The sequence below is a fragment of the Pseudoxanthomonas sp. Root630 genome (assembly GCF_001427585.1).
Lineage (GTDB): Bacteria > Pseudomonadota > Gammaproteobacteria > Xanthomonadales > Xanthomonadaceae > Pseudoxanthomonas_A.
This window is the reverse complement of the sequence record NZ_LMGY01000012.1, coordinates 489390-510208: the sequence shown is the minus strand read 5'-3', so window position 1 is coordinate 510208 and position 20819 is coordinate 489390. Positions and strand designations below refer to the sequence as shown.

Below are 20819 nucleotides of genomic sequence, written 5' to 3'. Positions count from 1 at the left end.
GCAAACCCTTTGCGCATTTAGCACGGCCAAGGGGGGGATGGTTGCCACCCCCCCCTTGCCGGCGGTTACCCTCCGGTCTCCACCGCCACTCTCGCGCTTCCAAGGATAGAAAGGGGGACCGGCGCGGCTTAGCCCAATCAGGCACCAGACGCGGAACACCGCTTGGGCACCACAGATACGACCTAAGGCACTTCCTCTGACGCTCCAGCCTTCATCGCCGCTCGGCAGCATCTTGCTCGCACATTCCACGCGATTCTTATCCGAGTTTCCGACGCCCCCCCGCTTTCAGTAGCGTGGCAGTTTAGAGTCTAGGGTTCATCGTAGCGGCTTTGGCTGCCAACTGTTTGGGGTAGGCAGCCGGGGTTAGTCCGCCCAAGATCTTCTAGGGTCTCTCCTCGTAGTATTCCCGTCGCCAGGTCTCGATCTCGGTGCGTGTATGCAGCAACGTCAGGAACCAATGCTCGTTAAGGCCCTCGTCCCTTAGGCAACCATTGAAGCTCTCGACGTACGCGTTCTGGTTCGGATTTCTGGGTTGGATCAGGCGCAGCTGCACGCCGCGTGCGTGAGCCCACGCCACCATCGCTTTGCCGCAGAACTCGTTGCCATTGTCGGCTCAGATGATGCGCGGCAGTCCGCGGGTTATCATCAGCCTGTCCAGTACTCGCGTGACGCCAAGACCCGAGATCGCACGCTCCACCTCGATCGCTATCGCCTCGTGCGTTGCCTCGCGCGTCGCCTCGTGAGTCGCATCGTCGACGATGGTCAGCGCCTTGATCACCCGGCCTTCCGCCGTGCGGTCAAACACGAAATCAATCGACCAGACCTGATTGGCCACATCCGGCCGCAACAGGGGTTGGCGATCACCGAGCGGTACCTTCTCCCGCTTGCGCCGCCGTACCTGCAGCTTCGCTTCCTTATTCAGGCGTTCCACCCGCTTGTAGTTCACCGGCCATTGCTCCTGCCGGAGCTTCAAATGGATCATCCCGACGCCATAGCGCTTGTGCCGCTGCGCCAGCGCCAGGATCCGTGCACGCCGTTCGACATTGCAATCCGGGCGTGGCACGTACAAGCGTGGCTGTCACTACCCGGGTGCCTAAACCCATGTAGCTTCCACACGGAAGTGGAACCTCATGTATTTCTTTACGTACGCGAAGGTAACCCTATGTAGATAGGGACAGGCTACGGTGGTTCGCTTCATTGATCGATGATTGTCACAGGGTAGTGACGGTAGTTGATCCGGCAATCCAATAGGGGAAATGAGGAAGCGCAGTTACCGTTTTCCTCCACAGCCCATCAAATCCATGGAACACAGCTGCCGGCTAGGACTTTCCTCGCCGGCTTTTCTTTTGCAAAAAGAAGAGGAAACAAGCATGGCTAACTATCGCGTTGAGGTAAAGAGCGGCAAGAAAGGAACTTGCGCAGAGCACAGTCGCTACGACGCCCGCATCGGAGACAAGTGGGAGGACAGGGATGACCTGATCGGACTTGAGTTCGGCAACTTCCCGGAGTGGAGCCAAGACAAACCCCTCCTTTTCTGGAAGCACGCCGACAAGCATGAGCGCAAGAACGCGGCGGCTTATCGCGAATGGATCATTTCGCTGCCGAGCGAACTCGATCACGAGCAGAACATGCGCCTGGGCAGGAGGATCGCATTGCGAGTGGCCGGACCGCGGCCCTGGCAGATGGCCTTCCACGGTCCGGAAGGAAGGCTCTCGGGCAACCCGAACCCGCACATCCACGTGATGACCTCAGACAGGGCAACCGATGGCATCCCGCGACCGCCCCAGCAGTATTTCCGCCGATACAACGCTAGGCACCCCGAGCGAGGGGGTTGCAAGAAGCTCAGCGGGGGCATGACCCATCAGCAGGTGAGCCAAGAACTGCTAACGACCCGGGAAGCCATCGCCGATCTGGCGAACGAGGCACTGGCCGAAGCTGGGTTGCAGGTCCGCGTCGATCATCGAAGCCTCCGAGATCAGGGCATCGATCGAATTCCGGGAATTCATCTAGGCCCGGCGAGAGTCAAGAGGATGATGGGCGAGAAACATCAGGAGCACGCAGCGAGCAAGGACGGGGAAGACTAGGACCATGGCAGGGTCACAACCGGAACTGACAATAAAGCCCCCTTGCGGGGCTTCGGTCGTCGGCGCTTGAGCGGGGATTCTCGCCCCCGTCCCCCGTTGCCGGGTGAAGTGGCCAGGACGGCAAGCCCATGGTTCACCCGCGGTGGTCCTGCGGCCATCAGGCAGCAGCGGGACGTGCCGTCAGACTTCTTCCCATTCGGCCTCGGACTTTTCGGCCAGCCGCTACTCCACCGTCTTGCCCTCCAAAACCCGGGCCAGGTGGCTGACGCACAGCATCGTGCCGTCGGACCGAAGGTTAGCCATCGCCTGCGCGGCCGCGATGGCCGCTCCCGGCAGTAGGTGGAGCTTGGTGAGCGAGGTCTCCGTCCAGCGCATGGGCTGGCAGCACTCGGGATCCGACAAGCGCAATGAGGCCAATGACCCAAAAAAAAGAACGACGTGGCTGCTGATGCGGAGGGGAGCCTAAGCTCCCCTCGCCTATTCTCTTCCACAACCAGATCTTGCCGCTCCACCTTCATCCATTCGAGGCACGGGTAACCTTCGCCGCCAATTTGCTACCCAGGCTGACTGGCGCACGGCTCATTGGGATATCAGCGGCTGCCGCGCCCTCCTCAGGGTAGAACTCTTCCACCAATGCCGGCACGTCCTCTTCCGGCTCTTCGAACGCCCCTGCAGCAAACCCCTGCCGCGCAGCGTCATCCAACGCCACCTGGTCGAATCCGCTGGCTTGCCGGCGCTGGTCCAGCCCTCGGGTCTCTTCGATCGCCTGCTCCAGGCTCAGCCCGGACCGGACCACTAGGTCGACGTAGTAGATCGCCGTCCGGAAGCTCATGGTCGTGGACTTGCCTCGCAGCCTTAGTTCCAACGGCATGCACGCCAACCGCCCGCCGGAGACCGCACTGAAGTACTGCAACCGTGCGGCCAGCGTGCGGATGGTGTTGAACGAGGTCGTGCGCAAGACGAAGCTGCCCAGCGCGTCGTCCTGGTTATCGCCGATCACCACGTTGAAGCGAGCGTAGGCCTTGCACTGACCGTCGGCGAACCGGCACGCGTCCGGGCCGGGGCACGGCAAACCCTCCATGCCCTCGTTCCCCACGCGCCGGCAGGTTTCGCCATTGCCAACACACACGGGCCTGCCAGAATTGCGGTCGAACAGCGAGTAGTCGGCTCGCAGGTTCAGGGCCGGATCGTTGAACAGCAACCGAACCGGGATGGATCGCAGCTTGCCGCCAGCTTCCCGTTTGAGGGTTTCATCCAGCGGATGCAGGACCCACCCATCGCGGTTCTGCACTTGGCTGGTCAGGGTGAACTGGTCGTCCTTCTCCGGCAGCCGCTTGCCATTACGCTCCACCACTCGACCGATGGATATCCGCCCGATCACGGGCGGTGTGATTGCCAAACCTTTTAGCATGTCGAAACTCCTATGTTTGAAGGGATCAGTCCATGATCACGAACCGCCGCGCTCCTGGCTTGGGCAGGGTGTATGCGGCCACAAGTGCGGCGTGATCGGTGGTCAGACGCTGGGTGTCCAAGCGGGAGCCATCCTTGGCCCGCCTGTAGGTGACCTCACCGCTGGCGAACACGGCGCGTGCCGCATCGCCCATGGCCTGCTGCAAGGTCTGCTTGAGCAACTCTGCTTGGCTTTCCTTGGCCTCCAGCTCGCGCCGTAACGTCACCAGCTCGGCGAACGCTTCTGACAGGCGTCGGTCCTCGCTGAAATCCAGCGTGTCCCCGCCGCCCGGGTAGAGCTGGCGCAAGGCCTTGTCCGCCGATTCACTGCCATCGGCGGGTGGCGGCGTGTCCGATTCCACGTACTCCCAGAAGCGGGCTTCCAGCACGATCAAGCGAGCAATGACATCCTCATCCCGGTTGATGCGGTGGATTTCCAGATGCTGACCACACAGCAGCACGGCCACATCCGCAGCGGCCTTGCCGGTAACGGCTAGCTGGTGCTGGACCTGGAGCTGGACGTACTCGGGTACGCCATCGCGCCACAGCCGCGAGCCGAACTCGCCCGCCGTCTTGCATTCCAGAATCTGGACCTCGCAGTTGCCGACGATCTCCCTGTCGATGTTGGCCCGCATGAACGGAAAGGTTGGGTGTTGCAGGACCGCATTGACCTTGCGTACCCGACAATTCGTCTTCTTCTGGTAGGCCTGTGCCACGTAAGGCTCCAGCAGCGTGCCCCAGTACATCGGCGACTCCATGTCGACTCTGTCTTCGCCCTCAGTTCCCCGCCCCGTCTTCTCCATCCACAGCTCCAGTTGGCTCTTGTAGGGATTCATGCCCACTGCCGCCGCCGCATCGGAACTTCCAACGCCTCCCCGTCGTACTTCCAGCCATTTCCCACGATCCAACGTGCGGGTTTCCACCAGGCGCAAGGCCGTCTTCTTCTCCATCGCGTTCTCCAAAAAGAAAGGCCGCCCTCGTTGGGGCGGCCATACGTGACTACTGATATCAAACCGGCTTTCTGACGGAAGCTCTGACGACGCAGCACATCCGCATAGGTGACGTAGAGTCACGCGTTTCGCCTATGGCCCGTAACATTTCCGACCAGCCTCCCCCCGCCAACCCTTGCCATTGCTCGTTTCCATGAAGAAGGGCCGCACGAGGCGGCCCTTCTTTTCCTACAAAGGCAAGGTTCAGAGCCGGACTTGCAACCACTTGTCGCCGTGGATGACAAATGCTGCATCCTCCCGAATGGATGGGCAGCATCTGGGGTCATCAGGTCCGTGAGACAGCAACCTGACGTGCGCCATGCCATCTTTCAGCGTCAGTGCTTCAGCAGCCCCCGACAGGGTCTCGGTGTCAGACTCCCGTAGTTGGCTTCCTTCACGCACGAATGCAGCCAAGTAGCTAATCGACGTCATGCTGCCTCCGGCCCCCTCCAGCGTGTACAGCACTGCAACATCCAGCACGCCGTCGCCATTGAGATCACCTTCAACCAACCGACGCCCCTCTTTGTACTCACTGCCTCCGCCTTGACCGGCCTGCACAGCGATTGCCGCGCTTATCACCCTGGTATCGTCGCCCGCCTGACCGAGTGTCGCACCCTGATTCGCAGTGGCGTTGGCGGCGTAGGTCGCTTCCGCTGTGCTCGCCGCTTGCGCCGCGGCAGCAGCGGCAGCAGCGGCCATATCCAGATCACTCGACACGCCAGCGGCTGGCTCCAACAGCCCAGGTGCGGCATCCGCCGTCAGATCGACACTGCTGCATCGAATCTGCTCAGCTTCTCCTGGCGTCAATCCTGCCGGCACTTTGCATCCTGACACATTGATGTCGCCTTCCTGAGTCAGTCCTAGTGCTTCATTCCTGCAGCCCTCACCAGCCCGCGCCAACTGGGCCATAAAGTCCGGCGGCATGACACCCTGCTCCTTGATTGCCACCAGGCCCTTCTCGCCGTAGTGGTCCTGCAGCCTGTCGATAGCGCATTCGCAAATCTCCGTCGACGCATTACCGGTTTTGCAGCTGTCGATGAACTCTTCGCGCACCTTGTCAAGCTCGCTTTTGCACCCTGTCATAAGCGTCAGAAGGCAAGCCCCCATGATCAACTTCGCATTAAGCCCGTTCATTCACTTGCTCCGTGCGAACAACAAGACGCCACCAATCACCACCACCCAGATAAGGCCCGTCAAAATCCTACCGAAGGAAGGAAATGCGATGGCTGGCCAGACCACGGCTCTCCCCAGGTTGGAGAAGAATCCCCTATAGGCGTACTCCCCCCATATGTCGAAGTAGATCGCCGCGATCAACACCGTTGCTCCGTACAGCCCAATGAGATACCTCATTCATACCCCCTGTTTTCGGTGATTTTTACTTCTTCCCGCATGCACTCTCGAACGCGGGAAGTCAGACACGATCACGCGCGCCGGACATCGCGATGTCGACACCACTTCCCTTTGGAGAGCCGTGAAAGTCATTCCTTCGTCAATTCCTGTCGAGGACGTTGACCAGTGCAGCTTCGGTTTCCTCAAAGATCCTTCCCAGGAGCACAGGTGTGCCGTCTGGATCCAGCACACGCCCCATGAACCCTTGCGCGAACTCGCCCCACTTCCTCCGCTGCGGCTCGTCCAACGCATAAAAGGCGGCTGGATTGCTCATGGAGTGGCTGAATGCCTCGACCACATTGCCCGGAGAATCGCCCAGTACCACGCCATATCTACGACAGCGTCGACGGAAATCCATGAAGAACCTCGATTCCTCAAGCTCTTCAAACGGACGGGCGACGCTCCGCAGGGTGCGGCGCCTTCCCACGTCTTCCACTTCCGCGACATAGGCCATCAACACCCTCAGCATTGCCGGCCCGGTGAACGCCTGGACCTGTTCCTCGTCCATCCCGGCTTCATCGCTCAACAATCTATCGACAACAGCCATCACGAACGTCAACACCTCCCAGCGCATCGGATCACTTGCCAGGAACGACTTCTCCATCCTGGATAGCGGTATTCCCCTTTGCTGCACGAACCGATCCAGCACGCCGGACACGTGCATGAGCTGCTTTATTAGCTCAGCCACCACCCACTCCTCCGGCGAATCGGCCACGGCAGCCTCCCGCCGGACGTCTGCCTCCAAGCGACTGAAGAAGCCTTGTTTCAGCCTGGCATACAACTTATCTTCTTCAGCCCGCCCGAGACCTTCAGCGCTGCTGTGGTGATCTGGGCCTTTGCCGTCCCGGTGCGGCGACTCCACGCTACGACTCTTGATATACGAGTCAATCCTCTTGAAAAGTGCCTTCACGTCCCGCTTTTCCGGGATGTTCAACTTGGCGAACTGGAAGTCGTTGGCGTGAACCACATTCCCGTGCGCGCTGATTTCCTTGACCACATCCAGACGGAGCCTGGACACGGGTTCGAAGATGGCCTTGAAGTAGATCTCAGACTCGGTAATGAGCATGCCCTCCTTGGCCCCACCGAAAACGGTGTCGTCGACCAGCGCAACGACGTCTTGCGGGCGCACGCCTTCGCCGTAACTCTTGATGGCTCCAGCCATCTTGTTGGCCGGTATGTGGGGTGCAATAAAGATTCTCTGAAACGGCTCGGTCGCGCACGTGTAGCCATGCAGCACCTGCCTCAGCGTCATCGGTGGTGGCGGTGGCGGTGGCGGTGGCGACTCCTTCGGTGTCGCTCGACGAAACTGCTCTTGGTCAAACCTGTCGCGCTCGGCCTCGTTCGTTACCACCGCGTAGGCCTGGTTGATCTCTTTCATCTTGCCTGTCGCCCAAGCCTGCGTTTCCGCATCCGCTTGTGCATAACGGTCAGGGTGGTACTGACTGCGTCGCCCCTTGTAGGCCAGCTCAATCTCATCGCGCCCCGCATTCGGACGAATACCCAGAATCTCGTACGGATCCATGCTGCCTTGTTCCCCTGGTTACCCTGCAATGTCTGCCTCGGTGGTCGATCGTCGGCTTGACATACACCCCTAATTCCCCAGATAGAGTCTGCCACACCGATAGAGGCTTCGTCATTGTTCCGGCCGACCCCGTTTTTCCGGACGCCGGTGCCCCATCCCTCGCCACGTGCGCTGTTCGCTGCACGCCTGCTACAGGCGCTGCAGCTGCGTGGGTTGAACCAACGCGCACTGGGCGATCGCATGGGACTGGGTAAGGACAAGGGCTCTTCGCGGATCAATCGCTACGAGCACCAGGTCACCGCCATTGGATTCGACAATCTCGCTCTTCTGGCGCAACTGCTCGAAGTGCCGGCGGCCTATCTGCTCGCCGACGATGCAGCCATGGCCGACGCCATACTTGCCCTTTCGCATGCCGATGATTCCCAGCGAGAGACGCTGGCAACATTGATTCCGGCGCTGATCGAAGACCCGACGCTCCTGCCAAAGCTTGTAGAGCTTCTGCAGTTGCCCACGCGCAGCTGCTCAGCGCGCTGAAGGCACTGAGTGCAGCAGACCAAAAGAAGCGCCCGGCCCTCGGGGCCGGGCGTTATGGCACTAAACACCGAACATGCACGGCGTCAGACCCACCCTCTGGCGGCCATCGAAGTGGCTTCACGCGTCGTGACGACGAAATGATCCAGCAACCGAACTGCTACCAGCCCCAACGCGCTCTTCAGCCTGGTCGTCAATGCACGGTCAAGCGCTGACGGCTCGGAGCGACCACTCGGATGGTTGTGAGCCACCAACACGGCCGACGCATTCAGTGCCAAGGCACGCTGGGCCACGATGCGCGGGTGGACTTCCGCCCCATCCACTGTACCGGAGAACAATCGCTCCACCGCAATGAGCTGGTGCTGGGCATTGAGGAAGGCCACTTCAAAGTGCTCACGCTCCTCGCTGCCCAACCGCAGCTGGAAGAACGCTCCGCACGTCGCCACCTCGTTCAGCAATACTCCCGCTCCGACCAGTCTCTGCTCAAGGATCCGCAATGCTTGGCTGATGGTCCGGTCCTCCCGCGTCCGGACAGCTCCCTCGGGGGGAGCCGTCCGGACTACAGTTGATTCACGCACGCGTGACCGGGCTCGCATCAAGCCACCAGCTTCATTACTTCATCCCACGCCCGCTGCTTGATCTGGGCACCGGGCCCAAACCACGCCGCGTCCCGGCGATGGTCCTCGCTACGCGCCCGCCGATGGTGATCGACAAACTCGGTCACGCTGTTCAGCAAACCCCATGCCGTTCCGCGACTGGAAGCCATCAGCGCACCACGTCCACCACCTTCATACAACGACCGCACGTTGGCCATGGCCTGCTCATTGACGACCGTAGCCTTGCCATCTGGCCCGTTGTAGGTCAGCACCCTACGCAGCACCCCTTCCACCGAGTCCGGATCCACCGGACGTTCCACCAGCGCCTTCATCCGGACCACGAAGCCATCCCAGGACGAGACCGTGATGCCAAGCTGGCGTTTAACCGCGTCCGGATCGAACTGACTGCGGTGCGGCACCTTGATCGCTCCACTGGCGTTACCCAACGCAATGGACAAGGTGTTGTTGCAGACTACGCGGACCGAGGTGAACTGGGCGGTGGTCGCCAATGTTCCATCGCAGGCGGTGGCCAGCAGCAGGTAACCATCCACTCTGTCACGACCCTTCAACGTCGTGCTCTGGCCAGTCCGGGCCAACGCCCAGAACTTGCGGCCTTCCCGCAACACGCCGGCGGTCTCAAGCTCGAAGCCACTGTTGGCGGTAAGGTCCCGGTAGAACTCCAGGATCTGACCCGGCTGCACGACCTGGAATCGCTTGGAGACCACCGATAGCGGCAGGCGCGTGTCAGAACGGTAAAGCACTTTCTGTTCCGGGAAGGCATGAATGACGCCCAGGCTGTGGCCCCCAGCGACGTATCGCACTTCTGCTTCCTCGATCTTCCAATCCATCCCTGCCTGACGCTTCCAGGCCTCAATGGGCTGATGCGGCGCAAGCCGGTTGCCCAAGCCATGCCACGGCTTCTCGCCGGCATAAGCCATCGTTTCGACCAAATGCATAGTTCCTTCCTCGTTGTTTGCGGCACAAACGCACAAGGCCCGGACGAAGCCGGGCCTTGTGCGAGGTACCAAAGGGTTTTGTGGATCAGTCGAACGGATCGACCAAGTCACCACATCTGCTGCAGGCCGCGCTTGCCGTGCACTTCATGACGCCAGCCAGAACTGCCGTCGCCACGACCATCACGCAATAGATAAGCTCGACCCTGTTCTTCATCCTTCCCTACTCCAGTCAAGACGCGACCAGCGCTGCGCCATGCGCGAAGCCAGCACTCCACCAGCTTCAGAGAGGTAGTATGGGTTCGAGATTTCGTTCAATCGCACACCCGCTGCCCACACAGGCCAACAGCTGTAGGTCTGGTGAATCGCTCATGGTGTGGGGTTACCAGGATTGAGGGGACACCTGAGTGGCGAAGCCGATATGCCGTTTCGAACTCGATAGAGCTAACGCCAACGAGGTGGCTGTGCCGACGGATAGGATTGTAGAACCTTCGATGTACTCGGATACGTCAAAAGCCGCCTTTTTTGCGGTCCGCAAAGATGCGCTTCTTGATGTTCCCCTTCTTTACGTTTAAGAAAAATGACTCGGCGACTGCGTTGGCCCAGCGGTTCACCTCAGCACGCCAGGAAGAGGTTGTGGGGGACTCAGTGCTGTCACCCCCGATCCCGTGGCAAGATTGAATCTTGGGGAAAAAAGAAACGGGGTAGAGATGACGATCGCGGTCCTGGTCTGGCAGGCCATCATCTTCTTTTCAATCGCGCTGGCGGGTAAAGCCAGAGGGTGGGTGGTCGCCTTCTGGATACTCTGGACCATCCTCCAGGTGTTCGCGCTGTGGTTGAGCGTCATCCAGTTCGGCACGATCTGGCTGGCGTGGTCATTGTTCGCGGAGAGAAAAAAACCCGCATCCCCACCTCCGATCCCACCAGCCCAACGCATCCCGCCGCTTCCCAAGCCTGCCGATCCAAGACGGGAGCAAGAGCGTCTTGCGCAAGTGACGTTCGACAGCGCCTTCAAAATCTGGCGAGGGCACCTCGACGAGGTTGTCAATGGTGGACGTTGGGTTCCCAAGGGCACGGTCAAGCGATTTCTGGCCCAGCACCCGGCGCCAGAGCATCGAACCAAGACATGGAAGCAGGCGGTGGGTGACAGCTCCCCGGCGGAAACGCTTCACATCGCGTTTGACAAGCAGAACAAGCATCACCTGGCCAGTCAGCGCATGCTGCGCAAGGCGTTCTTCGACACGGTCGAGAAAAACCCCCTGACCGCAGAACAGATCCATGCCTGCATCTGCATGGACGACGCCGTCATGGTCGTGGCCGCTGCGGGCTCTGGCAAGACGTCCACGATGGTGGCCAAGACCGGCTACGCCCTTCACGAAGGACTGGCGACACCCGAACAGATCCTGCTGCTGGCCTTCAACCGTGCGACCGCGGACGAAGTCGGGTCGCGCATTGCAGAGCAGCTAAAAGACGTGCCGAACGTGGACCGCGTTCGCTCCAATACCTTCCACGCTTTCGGCATCGAGGTCATCGCCAAAGCGACAGGCAAGAAGCCGTCGCTCGCGCCTTGGGTCAGCCCCGACAGTCCAGGCACTGACATCCGGGAGGTATCGGACATCATCAAGACCCTGTCAGGCCAGGATGCGGCGTTCAAGCGCGACTGGGATCAGTTCCGAACCATCTACGCCCGAGATGTGGGCAAGTGGGGACAGAAGCAGGAGCCGGACGCTTACATCGACGGCAAGCGCGGCTATCTGACAGCGCAGGGAGAGGTGGTCAAGAGCAAGGAAGAGCGTGTCATCGCCAATTGGCTGTTCTACAACGGTGTCTCGTATGCGTACGAACGGGGCTACGAACATGAAACCGCAGACGAGCACTTCCGCCAGTACTATCCCGACTTCTACTACCCCGATGCGCTGCTATACCACGAGCACTTCGCGCTGAATGCCAAGGGGGAGGCGCCCAAGGACTTCAAGGACTATCTAGAAGGCGTGGCGTGGAAGCGGAAAATCCACGCCGAGAAGGGCACAGCCCTGTTCGAGACGACTTCGCACGGGCTGATGACCGGTGAGGCTATCTCTGCCTTGGAGCAGGCGCTGGTTGAGCGCGGCGTTAGTCCGACGTTCGATCCGACTAGGGCAAGCATGGGTCAGCCGCCCGTGGACGAGGCGGACTTGGCGCGCTCTTTCCGCGTATTCCAGCAGCACGTCAAGAACAACGGATTGACTCATGCGCAGCTGCAAAGTGCACTGAAAGAACAATCCAAGGATGGCTACGGCGCACGTCTGCGCATGTATCTGGCCCTGTATGAGCGGATTGCCCAGGAGTGGGAGCGGCGCCTACGAGCTGGGAAGTTCATCGACTTTGAAGACATGCTGATCCAAGCCGCCGAGCATGTGGAATCGGGCGCTTACAAGAGCCCGTACTTGATCATCCTGGCGGACGAGTTCCAGGACAGCTCGCGCGCACGCATTCGACTGCTGAAGGCGTTGGCAGTCAACCCAGGAACTCCCACGCACTTGTGTGTGGTCGGAGATGACTGGCAGGGCATCAATCGGTTCGCGGGCTCCGATATCTCGGTCATGACTGAGTTTGAGAAGACTTTTGACCACGCCACTCGGCTGACGTTGAACACTACGTTCCGCTGCCCGCAGCATCTGTGCGACGTTTCCAGCCAGTTTGTTCAGGCCAACCCCGCGCAGATCAAGAAGGAGGTTGCTACGACCAATCCCCTGGTCAAGGCGCCCATGCAGGCGTATGGGTTTCGGGACGAAAGCGCCATCCTTGGATACATCGAGCAGCAGCTGTCGATCATGCACCTCTATGTCGGCGAGGGAAAAATCAGGCCGACCAAGGGCTCGCAGGTCACGATCCTGTTTTTGGGTCGCTATCGGCGAGACCGGCCTCACACGCTTGAGGACTGGCAGAAGCAGTTCGGTGATCGGTTGCTGATCGACTTCAAGACCGCTCATGGCTCCAAGGGGTTGGAAGCCGAGTACGTGTTTGTCCTCAACGTCTTGCAGGGCACGCACGGCTTCCCCAGTCAGATCCAGGACGACCCGGCGCTCCAGTTGGCCATGCCGGCTCCCGATCCGTTCCCCTTTGCCGAGGAGCGGCGCCTGTTCTATGTCGCGATGACGCGAGCCAGGAAGCAGCTGCGGTTCTACACCACGCTGGCCAAGCCCTCGCAGTTCCTGGTGGAACTGGTCAAGAACGACCATCTCAGGATTGAGCCGGTGGATGGAGAGGGCGTTGAGCCATGCTCCCGCCCGGATTGTGGTGGCGTCATGGTCCCGCGATCGGGTGGAGCATTCCTAGGTTGCTCTCGCTTTCCGGCGTGCGACTGTACGCGCTCACTGAGCCCTGATGAGGTCACGACCAGACGGGCTCAACGTCTGGACAGGGGGGTTGTGTCGGGACAGGTCTGCCCCGTGTGCGAAGAGGGTGTCATCCAAGAGAAGAACGGGCGCAACGGGCCGTTCTTGGGGTGCTCGCGATATCGGGATGGGTGTCGGGCTACTGGTAACGTGCCAAGCCGCAATTGACCAGGGCCAGATCCAATGCGGACAGATGAACTTATCGAGCAGTTGCGCTAGAAAGGGGAAGGATCTGATCTGGACTGCAAGTCAGAGCGCACAGCCTTCATTAAGGCGCGTGACGAAGACAGGTCCGAGTTGCTCAAAGATGTTCTTACCTTCGCGAATGCTCATCGGGATGGCACTGCCTATATCCTGTTCGGCTTCAAGGAGAATGTGCCATACCCGGCAGGCGTGGTGGAAATGCCCGCGACGCGCGCCATGGCCACCTCGGATGTGTTCGACTACATCGAGATGTTCTACAACCCCATCCGCCGGCATGGTTCCGCCGGTGGCGTATCACCGGTAGAGTTTGAAAGGCGCTACGCGCAGAGCGGCGACTGAGTGTCTACGGAAATCTGGCCGGTCCAGCAGGTTCATTTACTCGATGTGGTACATGAACCTGACCCGTTGTTGTGATCCATCGAACGCTGACGCGCGCCAACACTCCTCTCGGCTCAGCGCGCCTCTTCGGCGACAGTGTCGCCGGCTGCCGGCTCCAATCGCAATCTCAATGAATCGACCAGCGACTCTGGGACCATGGGCTGCTCGGCCAGCTTTTCCAGTTCCCAAGCCGAAGCGCCCAGCACCCGGTTCATGGACTCCTCCGCGCCCATCACAACCCCAAACCAGCGCTCGCGGTCCATGACGACCCGGAAAAGCTTCTCGTCCTGACAGCCCTCCACGTACGGCAGGTAGACGCGAATCGGGCGTCCCGCCGATTCCGCCTTGGATCCCAGCCGGTCGATGCGCCCGGTCCGTTGCTCAAGCGAACTTGGATTCCAATCCAGATCGTGATGGATCACGTGCCTACAGTTGAGATGGAGATCCACGCCCTCTCCCAGCACGCTGCTGGCAATCAGGATTTCCGGATAGAACGGGGTGTTGAACGTCAGCATGATACGGCGCCGTGTCTCGTCCTTGGTGTCCCCGTAGACGCGGCGCACATTGGCCACCAAGCGGATTCGCTCGCCGTCTGCGGGGGTGTCGTCCTCAAAGGCACTGTCGGCGTCCGTGCCAACGTGGGCACCTGTTTGCACTTTATGCAGCGCCTCCAGGTAGGCAGCCCTCTCTGTCTCGTTGCACCGAACACCCAAGAACCGCACGAACTGGGTCAAGACAGCGCGTAGCGTCAGGCTGGAGCCATCCGCGCGGTCCAGCATCGAACGCATCCATTCGGGCGTGAGCTTTTCCTCATAAAGGTCCGCGTAGCGAACCAGGAATGTTGGCGTTCGCATGAATCGAAGCACGACATCGTGAATCTTCTCCCGCCACGTCGGGTCGGCCAGCGCCGGGTACGGTGCAAGCAATTGATCGATCTCGTTGCGGATATCCCCGACACGGTCCTTGTCCAGCCGATCCACGAATTTCTTGAGCCTGTCGTCGACCTCTTCGGGCGAACAACTGAGCTTCTCGGCGGCGCGACGCTGGATGGCGTCGAGCATGGCGTCGGACAGGTACGCCTGAAGCGCTTGCCCGGTCCTTCGGTAGTGGCAAAAGATCAACACTTTCTCGCCCCGCTGCCACAGATCCATGGCCAACTGAACGGTCGCACGGATCTTGGGATGCATGCGCCGGGTGGCGGGCTCCAAGCCGCCAACCGCCGCCAGCAAACGATCCTCGTGGAAGCGAGCCTCAAGGGTGCGCTGATCCTCTACAGGCCGATCTGCGGACCTGGCGTCCTTTTCCAGCTCCGCATTCAAGAATGCTTGGTAACTGGACGCCAAACCTTCGCCCAGCACGCGACGAGACCCAGACACGGAGGCCAACCGGGCCGCCAACAAGAACGGGAGTGCATTGTCCGGCGTTACGCGCAGACCACCGGGGGCGGCTCGGCCCTCTAGCTCGGCCAGTACACCGGCACCCTCAAGGCGTTCACGCCGGGCGATGCCCGGGTGACCTGGGAGCTGCACGGTCCTGGCGCTGCGAATGACCCATGGCCGAAGGTCCGCCTCTGCACTACGAATGGCGTCCCGCGCTTCTGAGTAAGTGCTCCTGACCCGGCTCAGACGCTCGTTCTCGATTCCCCGAACGCAGGCGGCGACATCCCACCACCGCTCACCATGGGCAGCGACTTCTTCAAGATCCATCGGGTTCAGTCGCTTCCAGGCCCGTTCCAAGCGGTCCGATGCCAACTGCATGGCATCGAGCTTCTGTTTGAGCGCTTCGATCGACCGGACGAACTCGGGCCGGGTCATGGTCGGCGCATCCCGCCCTCCCCACGCGATGGACTCGAACCGCGAGAGCACATTGCACAGCTCGTGGTGTCCGAGTTGGAATGGCGTCGCGGTCAAGAAGAGCATGCGGTCAAACCGGTGGGCCAATGGCCCTGCGGCCTCTTCCATGCCTTCTTCTTGCTGCTTGAGCAGCTGCGCGAGCCGCACCGCTCCATTGCGCACGTGATGCGCCTCATCCAGTACCAGCAACGGCAGCCGGAGCCGCATTCTGGCCAGCACCTGCCGCCAGATGGCGGGCAACACGCCGGTGCTGGCATTGTTCAACGCCTCACGTGCATGCTGGAGGCGTCTGTGCATGCTGTCCTTTTGCCCCGATTTACGGGTTGGAAGGACCTCCAGCACGCGCTGATAGACGACATCCAGGTCAAGGGCAGGTAGCGTCTTGGCGACCAGCGTCGGCACCGGATCGTCGTCCGCGTCCGTCAACAAGCCATTGGCAACAAGGACAGCCTTCCATTCGCTCGTTGAGCTCTCCAACAGTGTCCGCATGAGGTCGGCGCTGGTTTTGCTTCTGGTTTGCAGGATAGCCGGACCGAACTTCGCCAGTCTTCTGCGAACGTCGTCGGCCCCGCGGCGCCCCCTGATCGCCGCCTGCAACACCGCAAGCTTGTTCCAGCTATCCGCCAGGCCCCGGTTCAGAGCGCCATGGGCCAGAATGATCAAGGTAGCCCTGACCTTGATCGGATCGTCCAGCAACTTGAGAAACTCAAGCGCGGTTTCGGCCTTGGCGACGCGAAACCGCTTGCGATCCTCCTCCGCTAGCAGGCAGGACTCCATGAAGGTCCTCGCATCGCGCACCCATTTGTCGACGACACCCTTGGGCGCCATGACGATGACAGGGCGACTCGGATTCTCCAGGATGTAGGTCGACGCCACCGCCAGGGCGACAAATGTCTTGCCCATGCCGACCTCGTCTCCCAGGACCACGCCCGGTTGCGCCGAAAGCCGATCCAAGATTGCATTTGCCGATCGGGTTTGCCGCGCGGCGTCCTCCGGTGATATCCCCTTGGTCTCGACGTGGAGTCTCAGTGTCTCAGGCAGTTGCATGCACGGGTTCCTCGATGATCGATCGTGCCAACTGCTGCACCTGCGGCGAAGCGCCACTGGCGACGGTTACAAGCTCCTCGCTCAGCTCGTCAACGAAATCCCTTAGGCGGGCTTGAAGCGCCGCAGGGGCCCTAGCCCCCCCAGGAACCGTCAACACGACCGACCGCAGTTCGCGCAGCATCTCCGACAGAAGAAAGGTCCACTCATCGGGCAGGTCCTCGCGGCACTCTCGCCGAATAGCGGCCATCACCGCCCGTGCGCCGACGGGCCCCTCCAAGCGCCAAGCGAGCGCTGCTTCGGAGAGCAATGGATCCTCCAGACGCTTACGCAGGTAACTGATGGCGGCACACGCGCGCTGGACACGCTTTACCAAAAAGCCACTGGTATCCACCTTCTGATGGGGATCGACGATATCCGCAGCACTAAAACCGTCAGGGTCATCGTCATTGACCTGGCGCCGTTGCCATCCGCGAATAATCTCGTACAGCGGCCGCGCGGAGCTCAGGAGATCCAGCAGCGCGGCAAGGCTCAGGTCACGGAGCTCGGCAGGGGCCGGCAGCACCGCCGATACGTCCACATTGACTGGCCAGTCAGCTGTATGTGTCTTATCGCACGACTGCCAGTCCACAACCAACGAAGACGGCGGTGGCCCGTGACGTTCAAGGGTTATCTGCCAGGACGACGGCTGCTCGGTGCGTGTCCATTCGACGCTATCGAATACGCATGTCGTGCCGGATCGCACCTGCCAGACTGTCGGAAGGGCCTTGGGCGACGGTGTTACGTGCAGTTCCACGACGTAACCCTGCTCGTCGCCGCCCATCAAAGTCGCCCCTTTAAAGAACGCGGGTAATGGAGGCGGAAGCTCGCCCTCACCATCCTCTTCTCCGGTTTCCGGACTCAGTTCGGCGTCGGTCTTCCAGTTGATATGGTCAGTTCCGCGGTGTCCCCCGGATGCAATCTTTCCATGGAGCGGATTGGCCGCATCACCGATGAAGTAGTAAAGGACGTTGGCCTCATAGTTGACGACGTGCGGACCCTTTTTGTTTTTGATGCCTAGGCCTGCAGATGTGAAATTGCTCGAGCCAACCATCCAGGCGACCCACGCCGGGTGCGACAGGGTCAGGCTCTTGGCGTGAAGGGGCCGGTTCTCTGCCCCTGCCTCGGTTTGCACTTGGGTCACCGCGATGGGGTGCACGTGCCACGATCGAGTAGGACTTTCAGGGACAGCAGATTCCAACAGATGGCCCGGCACCTGCAATCGCCACTTTCCGATCTCGCTGGCAAAGGTTCCGCCAACGTGCAGATGCAGCCGTGCTCCTCCGCGTTGTCGCAGCATCTCCCATAAGCGACCTACTGGGCCGAAATCGCGCGCAGTTTGGTCAAAGAAGGGTGAGACGACGTGCGCCTCTGTGGGACGTGTCGGGGGCAGGTACACGTCCATCTGATCGAACGCATTCGGCTTCCCGGGCCCAATGGGAATAAAACGGCGCCGTAGCCCGCGCTTTGGGCTCGGGAGTCGCGTGGCCTTCTCCGAAACCCAGTCCAACAATTTCAGAGCTCGGTCCAGCCCAACGCCTGAGGTGGTATCCAGAATTTCGCGCAGGAACGCCAGGATCGGGGCGAGCAACTCCTCCTCTGCCGAGAGCCCCTCAAAGTCCAGCAACGCGGCGCATTCCTGATTGCGTCGGTAGCCGGCACCGGTCAGGTTTGCGGACCCAATCAGGACGCGCAGGTGCTTTTCCCAGGCCAGCAAGCTGATCTTGGCGTGCATAACCCCAGAGGCGGGCCTGGACGGAATCAGGTCCCAACGCAAGCTGCGCTGGCCACTGCAGTGATGAATGTCGGTCACGACCGCCGCACAGATCAGCGAGGAGAGTTTCTCCTCGCGCTCGATGCGGTAGATCGCACCATCGCGATAGGGGTCACTTTGGACGCCCACGAATCGGGCCAGGCATTCCTCTTCGAATACCCCGGTATCGAGGGTGAACGTGGTAGCCAACACACCGACCGGCTTCCCGGCATCTGCCGGCGGCTCCCAAAGCGAGAGCAAGCGACGCGCATGATCCTGGGCTTTGTCCTTGGCCATTAGGGATTCCTCGCCTTGGGCACGCGACCGAGATCGGTTGCGAACTGCCAGATCGGCACCGTCCGGTAGGTATGCACATACTGGTCGGTGCGTGAAGAAAAGTCCTCCACCTGGAACTGTGGGCGCACGGCCATCCGGCCGTTGCCCATCAAGTCGATCCAGGGACGCTTGCCGCCAGGCGGCTTGTTGCGCTGAATGCGTTCATGGTGACGAACTAGCCTGGCAGCACACTCACTGGCAGAAGTCGGCTCTGCCAGCCAACCAAATTGTCGCTCAAGCCGGTCGCGCGCTCCCTGCTCATCCTCCAGTGCCCGAAATGCGTCCTTGAACAATGCGCCCCCATCCTTGGCCAACGCCCGCATGCATTCCCCGCGCGCGAGCCAGGCTGAATCAACCGCACCGGCTTCGCTCGTCATACGCGCCCGTGCCTCGTCGAAGGCGTCTACCAAGGTCCGCGCGAGGGACTCGAAGCGCTGTATGCCGTTTAAAAGGTTTCGCATCTCAGAGTAGGCTCGGTCCGACAGACTGGCGTGGTACCTGGCCTCCGAGCCGCCTGCGGCCAGCCACTCGTGTTGACCTTCATCCGACACCAGCATTGTGGCGTACTGGCCACGCAGCTGATCTGTCTCTACCAGCACGTTCCACAGCGCGTCCTTCTCTCGCCGGCCCGGGCGGTACGGGTTGAGGTGCGTGCCGATCCACTCTTTGACGGCCTTGGGGGGAGCGCCGACGGCCTTCTGCCGTTGACCCTGCTCCACCAGCCCCCGGACTTTCGCAACGTAGCCTGTCTCATCGCCCCCGAGGTGCTGGTCTCGTCGCCATGCCTGGAGCACATCGCGCCCAGCGCTGAGGATTCGGCCGCTGTCATCAAAGAGTCCGGCTTTAACCCCAAGGACCCGATAAACGCCATGGAACCCGAAGACGGAAGGCGTATTGAGGTAGTTGGTGGTGCAGACTCGACTGTCACGGCGCAAGGCTTCCTTCACCTTTTCGCGTCCAGGAGTCCCCTTGATGTCGTCGCTTCCTTCCAGCTGGTGCACGAGTGACGCGACCACCAACCACTCAAACACAAGCCAAGCCGGAGGCACGTCGGGGTTCTGGTCCTCGTCCATACCCTGACAGATCCAGTGACCGACCAACGCAAGTGTCAGGAACCGGGGGGTTCTCTGCCGCTCTCGCACGCCTGGCGCCAACCTGACACCCAGCGCATCGGCAACCGAATACAGCCCCAAGGGGTCCAAACTTCCCTCCGCCAGCTGGGGCGGGTCAAACGCCGTTTGGAACGGCAGCAACGTAGCGTCGTTCAACTTCCAGCCCCCTGGTCCCACTCCAATCTCGATTCCACGATCCAAGAATTGTCACTGGATGTCATGGCCTTTCGCAACAGCGGCTCACCGCTGAACGGCAATCGGCGACCGGCGTACCTTCGACACAGCATCCCCAAAGCCCCTTAGCCACCACTCCAACATGTCGGTTTCCACGACTGTCGCACTGATCTCGTAGTCTCCGCCAACTTCCTTGACCGACTGGTCGGCGGAAAGCGGGGACTCCAGTAGGAACAGCCCGATATCCTTCGTGATCCGGAAGGTCAGACGAATCTGCTTCCCGTCGCCGAACCCAAATCGCCCGTCATCGTCGAAGCGCTTCAGATCGAACTCCTTGGGGCGCTTGAAGGTCAGCGTCGAGGCCCCTGCCTTCTGGATACGGTGTATCGCCAGCGAACGTTCGTTTTCGTAGCCCTCATAGCGACAGACCAGGTAGATCCGCGGTCCCTGTTGCGCTAGGCCCAACGGCATGACCTTGATCGTCGACAGGTTTCCAGCGGCGTTCTTGTAGTCCAGGCGCAACCATAAGTTCCTGTAAAGCGCGTCGCAGACCACTTCAAAGACAGCAGGATCGATCTTGGGGGCCATCAGGGGCTGCGACGTCGCGACCACGCGTACCTTTCCCGGCCACTCCCGCTCAAGTGACTCTGGACCCCAGGGGCCGAGATTCTGCCGCGCCTGCGAAAAGAACCCTTCCATGGACTTCATCAGATGGACGGGCAGGAGGTTGCGCAGGTGCTCCTCTGCCAGCCGCAGCAGCAGGGACTCTTGCAGATTGAGGTTGGGAATCGACAAGCCGGCGGCCTGCTTGGGCCACTGGTAGCCGTACGGCTTGCTCCGATCATCGCGGATCAGGTGGAAGTGCTCGCTGAGCATGTCCAACTGGCGTTGGATCGTGCGCAGGTCGCGCTTGATCCCCGCCTCTTGGAGCTGCCGATGCAACTCCGATGCCGTCACCTTGTGGTTGCGCGGCACGCGGCGCAGCAATTCGATTGCCAGCAAGGCCGTTTCAAGCGTATCGGGTCGTTTCGCCATC

At 60.8% G+C, this 20819-nt stretch carries 14 protein-coding genes and 2 pseudogenes; 4 read left to right on the top strand and 12 right to left on the bottom strand.

Annotated elements, in window-relative coordinates:
* Positions 1–301: 301 nt before the first annotated feature.
* Positions 302–1066: pseudogene (locus tag ASD72_RS08420) on the bottom strand (IS3 family transposase); the annotation flags it as partial.
* Between the two features lie 304 nt (positions 1067–1370).
* On the opposite strand from ASD72_RS08420, the gene ASD72_RS08415 reads away from it, so the two are divergent.
* Complete coding sequence (locus ASD72_RS08415; RefSeq protein ID WP_056879468.1) at positions 1371–2084, top strand: MobA/MobL family protein; 714 nt, start codon at positions 1371–1373, stop codon at positions 2082–2084.
* A 514-nt stretch (positions 2085–2598) separates the two neighbouring features.
* On the opposite strand, the gene ASD72_RS08410 is transcribed toward ASD72_RS08415, so the two are convergent.
* From ASD72_RS08410 to ASD72_RS20520, 5 genes are all read right to left on the bottom strand, one after another.
* Positions 2599–3495, bottom strand: a complete 897-nt coding sequence (locus ASD72_RS08410; RefSeq protein ID WP_056879467.1) for a hypothetical protein — start codon at positions 3493–3495, stop codon at positions 2599–2601.
* A 25-nt stretch (positions 3496–3520) separates the two neighbouring features.
* The gene (locus ASD72_RS08405) at positions 3521–4483 is read right to left on the bottom strand and encodes a lambda-exonuclease family protein (protein ID WP_056879466.1); all 963 of its coding nucleotides are present in this window, start codon (positions 4481–4483) and stop codon (positions 3521–3523) included.
* A gap of 243 nt (positions 4484–4726) precedes the next feature.
* Entirely contained in the window at positions 4727–5656 is a 930-nt protein-coding gene (locus tag ASD72_RS21315) for a hypothetical protein (RefSeq protein WP_056879465.1), read from the bottom strand.
* The gene (locus ASD72_RS08395) at positions 5657–5872 is read right to left on the bottom strand and encodes a hypothetical protein (protein ID WP_056879464.1); all 216 of its coding nucleotides are present in this window, start codon (positions 5870–5872) and stop codon (positions 5657–5659) included.
* Between the two features lie 139 nt (positions 5873–6011).
* The gene (locus tag ASD72_RS20520; protein WP_081420230.1) at positions 6012–7433 is read right to left on the bottom strand and encodes a DnaJ domain-containing protein; all 1422 of its coding nucleotides are present in this window, start codon (positions 7431–7433) and stop codon (positions 6012–6014) included.
* A 147-nt stretch (positions 7434–7580) separates the two neighbouring features.
* On the opposite strand from ASD72_RS20520, the gene ASD72_RS08385 reads away from it, so the two are divergent.
* On the top strand, positions 7581–7967 hold the full coding sequence (locus tag ASD72_RS08385; protein WP_081420229.1) for a helix-turn-helix transcriptional regulator: 387 nt from the start codon (positions 7581–7583) through the stop codon (positions 7965–7967).
* 83 nt (positions 7968–8050) lie between these two features.
* Here the strand turns inward: ASD72_RS08385 and ASD72_RS08380 are convergent, their stop codons facing one another.
* Positions 8051–8560, bottom strand: coding sequence for a JAB domain-containing protein (locus ASD72_RS08380; RefSeq protein WP_056879463.1), 510 nt, complete (start codon positions 8558–8560; stop codon positions 8051–8053).
* Positions 8560–9516, bottom strand: a complete 957-nt coding sequence (locus tag ASD72_RS08375; RefSeq protein ID WP_056879462.1) for a DUF932 domain-containing protein — start codon at positions 9514–9516, stop codon at positions 8560–8562. Before ASD72_RS08375 ends, ASD72_RS08380 begins: the two co-directional genes overlap by 1 nt.
* A gap of 707 nt (positions 9517–10223) precedes the next feature.
* On the opposite strand from ASD72_RS08375, the gene ASD72_RS08370 reads away from it, so the two are divergent.
* Complete coding sequence (locus tag ASD72_RS08370) at positions 10224–13058, top strand: UvrD-helicase domain-containing protein (protein WP_081420228.1); 2835 nt, start codon at positions 10224–10226, stop codon at positions 13056–13058.
* Between the two features lie 243 nt (positions 13059–13301).
* Positions 13302–13433 (top strand): annotated as a pseudogene (locus tag ASD72_RS08365) (IS3 family transposase); the annotation flags it as partial.
* Between the two features lie 113 nt (positions 13434–13546).
* Here ASD72_RS08365 and ASD72_RS08360 read toward each other — a convergent pair.
* The 4 genes from ASD72_RS08360 to ASD72_RS08345 all read right to left on the bottom strand — a co-directional run bounded on the left by ASD72_RS08360 (position 13547) and on the right by ASD72_RS08345 (position 20818).
* On the bottom strand, positions 13547–16372 hold the full coding sequence (locus ASD72_RS08360; RefSeq protein WP_056879461.1) for a DEAD/DEAH box helicase: 2826 nt from the start codon (positions 16370–16372) through the stop codon (positions 13547–13549).
* A complete protein-coding gene (locus tag ASD72_RS08355; protein WP_056879460.1) occupies positions 16359–18458 on the bottom strand; it encodes a phospholipase D family protein in 2100 nt (699 codons plus the stop codon). Before ASD72_RS08355 ends, ASD72_RS08360 begins: the two co-directional genes overlap by 14 nt.
* The gene (locus ASD72_RS08350; RefSeq protein WP_056879459.1) at positions 18458–19765 is read right to left on the bottom strand and encodes a hypothetical protein; all 1308 of its coding nucleotides are present in this window, start codon (positions 19763–19765) and stop codon (positions 18458–18460) included. The genes ASD72_RS08355 and ASD72_RS08350 overlap by 1 nt, the downstream gene beginning before the upstream one ends.
* Before the next feature lie 84 nt (positions 19766–19849).
* On the bottom strand, positions 19850–20818 hold the full coding sequence (locus tag ASD72_RS08345; protein WP_056879458.1) for a WYL domain-containing protein: 969 nt from the start codon (positions 20816–20818) through the stop codon (positions 19850–19852).
* Position 20819: the final 1 nt, after the last annotated feature.